The sequence below is a fragment of the Streptomyces sp. NPDC058579 genome (assembly GCF_042718575.1).
GTDB lineage: Bacteria > Actinomycetota > Actinomycetes > Streptomycetales > Streptomycetaceae > Streptomyces.
The window spans coordinates 1-6,588 of record NZ_JBHXPI010000070.1; the positions used below are offsets into that span (position 1 = coordinate 1).

Genomic DNA, 6,588 nt, shown 5'->3' on the forward strand with positions numbered 1-6,588 from the left:
TTCATGGACGGCGGCGTGGTGGTCGAGTCCGGCCACCCCCGCGACGTCCTGACCAACCCCCAGCACGACAGGACCAAGGCGTTCCTGTCGAAGGTGCTGTAAGGGCCTGCGGCCAAGCGGAAGGGGCGGTACGGAGGAGTCCTCCGTACCGCCCCTTCGCATATCTACTTCAGCGCGAGGAGAAGCGTGTCGGAGGGCGAGGCCCAGACGGCGCGGGCCTCGTCGAAGCCGGCGGCGCGGAGGATCTCGGCGTGGCGGCGGGCCGAGGGCATGTCGCCGTCGGCGTGCTCGCCGTAGATCTCGAAGCGGCGGGCGGTCGGCTCGGCGAGGACCGGGTCCTGGCCGGCCACGGCCCACCAGGCGGCCCAGTCGAGCGCGCCGGCGTCCTTGGCGTGGTCCATGACGGCGTGCCGGTGGGCGCGCTCGGCGGCGTTGATCCGGGGCGTGGTCTCGTCGATCATGTGGTCGGCGTTCATGAAGACGCCGCCGTCGCGGACGAGGCCGGCGAGCTGACCGTAGAGCGCGGTGAGCGGCTCGGTGTGGAGCCAGTGGAGCGCGGTGGCGGTGAGCACGGCGTCGTAAGAACCATGCGGCAGCCCTTCGACCCACAGCGGATCCTTGAGATCGGCGGTGAGGAAGCTGACCCGCTCGTCGCCGGCGAAGTACCCGCGGGCGATGGCGAGCAGGGCGGGGTCGAGGTCGACGCCGACGCTGGTCGCCTTCGGGAACCTCTTGAGGAGCCGATCCGTGATACTCCCAGTACCGCACGCCAGGTCGAGGACGCGGGGCTCCGGCCCCACCACGGCCTCGACCATGTCGAGCATCACGCGGAACCGCTCCTCGCGGTCCGGCATGTACCACTCCTGCTGACGGTCCCAGCTCTCCTGCCAGGCCGCCCAGTCGGTTCCGGTCGCTGCCGCGTCCGTCATGACACCCCTCCACCCGATCCGTAATACCCTCGAAGGGGTACTGTCCATTACCCCTTCCGCCCCCGACCCTAGCCCTCCACCGTAAGGACTACAAGTGGAACTGGCCTATTACTCGGATTACGCCGTGCGTCTGGTCAACACCGAGGAGCCGGCCCGCAACAAGGACTCGCTGACGTCGGTCGAGGCGGTCAGGGAGCTCTTCGGCGCGGCCTCGCAGATGGCCAGGCGGGCGACGGACGCCGACGTGACGCGCTTCCGTTCGGTACGCACCCGGCTGCGGGCGGTCTTCACCGCGGCGGACGAGGGCGACCACAGGCAGGCGGTGGACCTGCTGAACTCACTGCTCCTGGAGTTCCCCGTCAGCCCGCAGATCTCGGGCCACGACTATCTGGACGACGAGGGGCATCCGCGCTGGCACATGCACCTCGCCGATCACCCCTCGAACGCGACGGCGGGGTTCGCGGCGATCGCGGCGATGGGACTCGCCTTCCACCTCACGGAGTTCGGCGCCGACCGGCTCGGCCTCTGCCAGGCGCCGCCCTGCCGCAACGCGTACCTCGACACGTCGACCAACCGCTCCCGCCGCTACTGCTCGGACCGCTGCGCGACCCGCGCCAATGTGGCCGCCTACCGGGCCCGCAAGCGCCTGGAGGCCGAACGGTCGGACGCGACGGGCCTGACGGCCGAGAACAACCAGGAGAGCAGCACACCGGCCGACCGCTGACGCCCGGGCGTGACGGGCCGGTACCGCACCCGTACCCGCCCGAGAACCAGCTCGCCCGGCACGACACCGAACACCCGACTGTCCCCCTCGGCACCGGGATTGTCCCCGAGCACCCACCACCCGCCGCCCTGTCGCTCGATCAGACGCTTGACGATGAGGAGATCCTGCTGGAGGGGGTGCCGCAGTACGGCCACGTTCCCGGGCCGCAGCCTCGCGCCGTAGTGCACGAGGAGCTGATCGCCATGAAGGAGCGTGGGCACCATGGAAATCCCCGTGACCTCGGCGATCCCGAACAGAGGCCGGGCCCCGGGCCTCGGCTCGCTTCCCGCGTCCGTCATGCGAAGCCGCCTCCTGATCCGCTCATCCACGCGCACGTCCACTCGCCGGACCACTCGCTCAACCGCTCGTCCACTCGTCCACGAGTCCCATGGTGACCCTGGACTTTTGTCCTAAGCCCCTGGGGGCGCTCGCGAAAACCGCCTTCTCGGGGAGTAATCTCCCACCTGAGAAGACGATCACGAGGAAGGACCGCTGCATGCTCTCCCGCCTGTTTGCCCCCAAGGTGAAGGTCAGCGCCCACTGCGACCTCCCCTGCGGTGTCTACGACCCGGCCCAGGCCCGCATCGAGGCCGAGTCGGTCAAGGCCGTCCAGGAGAAGTACCAGGCCAACGAGGACGCGCACTTCCGCGCGCGTGCCACGGTCATCAAGGAACAGCGCGCGGAGCTCGCGAAGCACCACATCTCGGTGCTGTGGAGCGACTACTTCAAGCCCCCGCACTTCGAGAAGTACCCCGAGCTGCACGCGCTCATCAACGACACCCTGAAGGCCCTCTCGGCCGCGAAGGCGTCGACGGACCCGAAGACGGGCGAGAAGGCGCTGGAACTCATCGCCGAGGTCGACCGCATCTTCTGGGAGACGAAGAAGGCCTGACCTTCCTCCCACCCCAAGCACCACCCGAAGGGCCCGCCCGGCAACCCCGGTCGGGCCCTTCGGCCCGTCGAAGGCCCGGCCGGTGCCGGGCGGCGAAGGGGTTGGCGTGCGGGGTCGGCGGAACCGGGTAACGTCTTTGTCATGTTCTTCTAGACGCCGATTCACGAGTGAGAGCGCGATGGGCCTCTGCTGACGTTCTTCGACGTCGCCGCCCGTCCCCCACCGATGAATCCCTGGATCACTTCACATCATTACCGGGAGAACCCGTGACCGACAGCAAGAACATCAACAACCCCGTGGGCCAGGGCGGCGGCCAGCGCAAGAAGCTGTCCCGCGCCGAACGGCAGAACAACGGTCCGCACCGCAACCTCGATCGCCAGAACGCAGCGGACAAGAAGGCGGAGCTGGTACGCAAGATGCGCGAGAAGACAGGCACAGCCGAGGGCGCCGGGCAGACGGGCGACGAACCCGCTCAGAGCTGACGCACCGCCGCCACAGGGCGGCACCGTACGAGGCAGGGCCTTAGCCTTGCGGCCTCGTAGCGGCGACTGGCCAGAGGTCGAAGCCGTCGGGGGCCCAGATTTCCAGGACGGGTTGTAGAACGATCACCGGCAGATCACCGCGACCCCGGTCGGGCCCGCCGAGGCGACGTGCCCGTCAGTGTGCGTTCCCAGAAGACCTCGTCGCGCCAGGCGCCGTCGGCGTAGAAGTGGTCGTGGGCGATGCCCCAGGTGGTGAAGCCGTGTTTGCGGAGGATGGCCTGGGACGCGAGGTTGTCGAGTTGGGTGTGGGCCTCCAGGCGGTGCAGGTTCAGGTCGTCCGCGGCGACCCGCAGGGCCAAGGCGACGGCTCGGCTCGTGTGGCCGAGGCCCTCGTGGAGTGAGGAGATCCAGTAGCCGAGATAGCCCTTCTGGAAGGGGCCGCGCAGGATCGAGCTGATGGTGATCTGGCCGATGACTGTCTCGTCTGAGAGCACGACTCCGGGCCATGCGAGTCCCCGGTCGTGGGAGGCCAGCAGGGATTCGATGACTGAGGCCTGTCCGGCGGGCGTGTAGAACTCCTCGGGCCTCTCGGGCAGCCAGCGCGCGTACGCCTGCCTGTCCTGGGCTAGCAGGCCGGCGAGTGCGGGGGCGTCGGAGGGCTCGATCACGCGAATCGACGTGGGGCTTATGGGAGTTCTGCTGGTCATGGCGTGCCACCGTAGCCATTCATCGTCTGCTTGTCCCTCCCATGCCTCCGCCATCGTCGCCGAAGCCTCGCGGCTGCTCGACGGGCCCTGGCCGCCGCCTCAGCCCGTCGTCGGCTCCACCGCGAGCGAGTAGCGCAGCTTCTGCTTCGACGTGGCGCCCAGGCGGTCGTAGAAGCGGATCGCGCCCTCGTTCCAGGTCGGCGTCTGCCACTGGATCTCCGTCAAGCCCAGGGAGCTGGCCTCCTCGCGCAGGGCCGCCATGAAGAGGGGGCCAAGGCCCAGGCCTCGTTCCGTGGCCGCGAGGTAGAGGCAGTCCATGTGGAGGTACTCGGCGCCGTCCCAGGTGGACAGCTCCGGGGCGCACGTGGCGTAGCCGACCAGGCGGCCGTCCGGGAGTTCCGCCACCAGGCAGCGCAGGCGGCCGGGTGCGTCCGGTGCGCCGAAGATCAAGGGCTCCAAGCGCCTCGCCAAGCCCGGGGCCGGGGGCGTCGCCTTCTCGTACGCCGCGTGCTCGGCGGCCAGTTCGGCCACCCGGTCCAGGTCCTCCCGGCGGGCGTGCCGGATACGAGCCGCAGGTGCCGCGCTCACCGAACGTCCCCCTCGATGGCGAGGCCCAGCGCGCCCGCGCGACGGCCCAGCGCCAGCTGGTCGGCCGCGAGCCGCAGGGCGGGCCCGAGGTCGGCCTCGCCTACCGTGCGGCCCGGTGCCTCGATCGCGTACACCTTCACGAGGTGCCCGCCGGCCTCCCGCGTGCCCCACGCCCGCGCGGTCCGGGTGTGGTGCCCCTCCGCCAGCGCCATCAGCGCCTTCTCGTCGACGAGCGTGGCCGTTGCTCCGAGAGCCGCGCGATCCGAACTGTCCGTCATACCGTCATCATGCCCGCCCCCACCGACATCCCGTTCCGCCGCAGCCACTGCCGGTACGGCGCCGCCCGCAGCGCCGCCTCCCGGTAGGCCGCCGCCAGATCGTCGTACAGCGGGTCGAGCGAGGCTCCCTCGCGCGCGTAGAGCAGGAGACGGACCGCCAAGGGGTCGTCCCGTAAGGGACGGATCGCCAGATCCTCGCGCGGCAACGATGTCGGCTGGCACGGCGCCACCGCCTCGCCGAGGACGATCAGGGACGCCGCCGTGTGGTAATCGCAGTGCAGCAGCGGCGGATCGATGCCGGCCTCGCTCAGCACCCGTCTCAGCCCGTCCCACTCGCCGTCCACCGTCGGGTCGACCATCCAGCGGTCCTCGGCGAGGTCGGTCAGCGCCACCACCGGGTGCCGCGCCGCCGGATGGTCCGGGGCCAACGAGACGAACTGCGGCTCCCGTTCGATCAGTACGCGCTCCTGGAGCCCCTCCGGCACCCGCAGCGGGCACCCCTCCACCTCGTGGACGAAGGCCACGTCCAGCTGGCCCGCCGCGACCGACCGCACCAGCGCGTTGGCGGAGACGTCCATATGGAGCCCGATGTCCGTGCCGGGGAGCCCCTGGCGCAACCGGCGCAGCCAGCCCGGCAGGGCCCTGCTCGCCGTCGATCCGACCCGCAGCCGGGGCCCGCCGGTACGCGCCGCCTCGGCCCTGGCCTCGCTGATCAGCATCGCCATCTGGTCGACCAGCGGCCTGGCCCGGCTGAGCACCGAACGGCCGAGCGGTGTCGGCCGGCAGCCGGTGCGGCCGCGCGAGAACAGCTCCGCGCCCAGAGAGTTCTCGATCCGGCGCAGCTGAGTCGTCAACGAGGGCTGGCTCATGCCCAGTTGACGCGCCGCCTTGTGCAGACTGCCCGTCTCCGCGATGGCGCAGAGCGCGCGCAGATGCCTGACCTCCAGCTCCATGCCCCGAGAGTAGGACGGCACCGGGTGCCGCACCAGACACCCAAGTCGCACCAATTCCCGCTGATTCCAAGGAAGTTCAGACAGTCGGAGAGACTGAACGCCGCGACAGCACGAACGCCGGTGATGCCTTCGTGCTATCGCCTGCTGCCATCATCCGTACGCACCCCGGCTCCCCCGACACTCTCTCCAACCGACCCAGGAGGAGCCCCCCATGCGACACCCCAAGGTCCTCACCGCCTCCCTCGCCGCCACCCTCGGCCTCGGACTCGCCGCCGCACTCGGCGCCGCGCCGGTGGCCGTTGCGGCGGCACCCGCCGGCCCGTCCTCGGCGAGCGCCGGGTACGCGGCCTACGCCGGATCCGCCGAGGACGCCAAGGCGACCAAGGCCTTCCACGACGCCGTCATGAAGTCCGTGGCGAAGAAGCGGGCCGCCAACCCCGGCGCCGCCGCCGTCACCGTCGTCTACAGCGCCGCCAACGCCCCGAGCTTCCGCACCCAGATCGCCCGGAGCACCCAGATATGGAACAGCTCGGTCGTCAACGTACGGCTGGTGGAGGGCGGCAACGCCGACTTCGCCTACTACGAGGGCAATGACTCGCGCGGCTCGTACGCCAGCACCGACGGGCACGGCAACGGCTACATCTTCCTCGACTACCGGCAGAACCAGCAGTACAACTCCACCCGCGTCACCGCCCACGAGACCGGGCACGTCCTCGGCCTCCCGGACCGCTACTCCGGCCCGTGCAGCGAGCTGATGTCCGGCGGCGGCCCCGGCACGTCCTGTCAGAACGCCCAGCCCAACGCCCAGGAGCGGGCGCGCGTCGACCAGCTGTGGCGCTTCGGCCTCGCCTCGGCAGCCAAGACGTTCTGACCCGCCTCACACCCCCCACCCCGGCGGGGGGGGGGGGGGGGGCGCCCCCCCGCCCCCCCCCCCGGTGCGGGACCGCGCCCCCGGGGGGGGGGGCCACCACAGTTTGTGTGGGGGTGGGTGGGTTG

General features: G+C 70.6%; 10 protein-coding genes and 1 pseudogene. 5 read left to right on the top strand and 6 right to left on the bottom strand.

Features of this window, described 5'->3' with window-relative positions; genetic code table 11:
- Positions 1–102: pseudogene (locus ACFWRO_RS35925) on the top strand (ectoine/hydroxyectoine ABC transporter ATP-binding protein EhuA); the annotation flags it as partial.
- Positions 103–164: 62 nt separating this feature from the next.
- Here the strand turns inward: ACFWRO_RS35925 and ACFWRO_RS35930 are convergent.
- On the bottom strand, positions 165–929 hold the full coding sequence (locus ACFWRO_RS35930) for a class I SAM-dependent methyltransferase (RefSeq protein WP_384518539.1): 765 nt from the start codon (positions 927–929) through the stop codon (positions 165–167).
- A gap of 94 nt (positions 930–1,023) precedes the next feature.
- Here ACFWRO_RS35930 and ACFWRO_RS35935 point away from each other — a divergent pair, with 94 nt between their 5' ends.
- Positions 1,024–1,653: a CGNR zinc finger domain-containing protein gene (locus ACFWRO_RS35935; RefSeq protein ID WP_384518542.1), complete on the top strand. Its 630-nt coding sequence runs from the start codon at positions 1,024–1,026 to the stop codon at positions 1,651–1,653.
- Here the strand turns inward: ACFWRO_RS35935 and sodX are convergent.
- Positions 1,557–1,991, bottom strand: coding sequence for a nickel-type superoxide dismutase maturation protease (gene sodX, locus ACFWRO_RS35940; RefSeq protein WP_384518545.1), 435 nt, complete (start codon positions 1,989–1,991; stop codon positions 1,557–1,559). The two genes, ACFWRO_RS35935 and sodX, sit on opposite strands and share 97 nt — an antisense overlap.
- 197 nt (positions 1,992–2,188) lie before the next feature.
- On the opposite strand from sodX, the gene sodN reads away from it, so the two are divergent.
- The gene (gene sodN / locus ACFWRO_RS35945; RefSeq protein WP_315891151.1) at positions 2,189–2,584 is read left to right on the top strand and encodes a superoxide dismutase, Ni; all 396 of its coding nucleotides are present in this window, start codon (positions 2,189–2,191) and stop codon (positions 2,582–2,584) included.
- Positions 2,585–2,850: 266 nt separating this feature from the next.
- Positions 2,851–3,066, top strand: coding sequence for a DUF6243 family protein (locus ACFWRO_RS35950; protein WP_384518548.1), 216 nt, complete (start codon positions 2,851–2,853; stop codon positions 3,064–3,066).
- A 134-nt stretch (positions 3,067–3,200) separates the two neighbouring features.
- On the opposite strand, the gene ACFWRO_RS35955 is transcribed toward ACFWRO_RS35950, so the two are convergent.
- The 4 genes from ACFWRO_RS35955 to ACFWRO_RS35970 all read right to left on the bottom strand — a co-directional run bounded on the left by ACFWRO_RS35955 (position 3,201) and on the right by ACFWRO_RS35970 (position 5,592).
- Positions 3,201–3,773, bottom strand: coding sequence for a GNAT family N-acetyltransferase (locus tag ACFWRO_RS35955; RefSeq protein ID WP_384518550.1), 573 nt, complete (start codon positions 3,771–3,773; stop codon positions 3,201–3,203).
- A gap of 99 nt (positions 3,774–3,872) precedes the next feature.
- The gene (locus ACFWRO_RS35960) at positions 3,873–4,361 is read right to left on the bottom strand and encodes a GNAT family N-acetyltransferase (RefSeq protein ID WP_384518553.1); all 489 of its coding nucleotides are present in this window, start codon (positions 4,359–4,361) and stop codon (positions 3,873–3,875) included.
- Positions 4,358–4,639, bottom strand: a complete 282-nt coding sequence (locus tag ACFWRO_RS35965) for a hypothetical protein (protein ID WP_384518556.1) — start codon at positions 4,637–4,639, stop codon at positions 4,358–4,360. The genes ACFWRO_RS35960 and ACFWRO_RS35965 overlap by 4 nt, the downstream gene beginning before the upstream one ends.
- Positions 4,636–5,592: a LysR family transcriptional regulator gene (locus tag ACFWRO_RS35970; protein ID WP_384518559.1), complete on the bottom strand. Its 957-nt coding sequence runs from the start codon at positions 5,590–5,592 to the stop codon at positions 4,636–4,638. Before ACFWRO_RS35970 ends, ACFWRO_RS35965 begins: the two co-directional genes overlap by 4 nt.
- A 211-nt stretch (positions 5,593–5,803) precedes the next feature.
- On the opposite strand from ACFWRO_RS35970, the gene snpA reads away from it, so the two are divergent.
- Positions 5,804–6,463 (top strand): snapalysin, encoded by a 660-nt coding sequence (gene snpA, locus ACFWRO_RS35975; RefSeq protein WP_384518561.1) that lies wholly within the window; start codon positions 5,804–5,806, stop codon positions 6,461–6,463.
- Positions 6,464–6,588 lie beyond the last annotated feature (125 nt).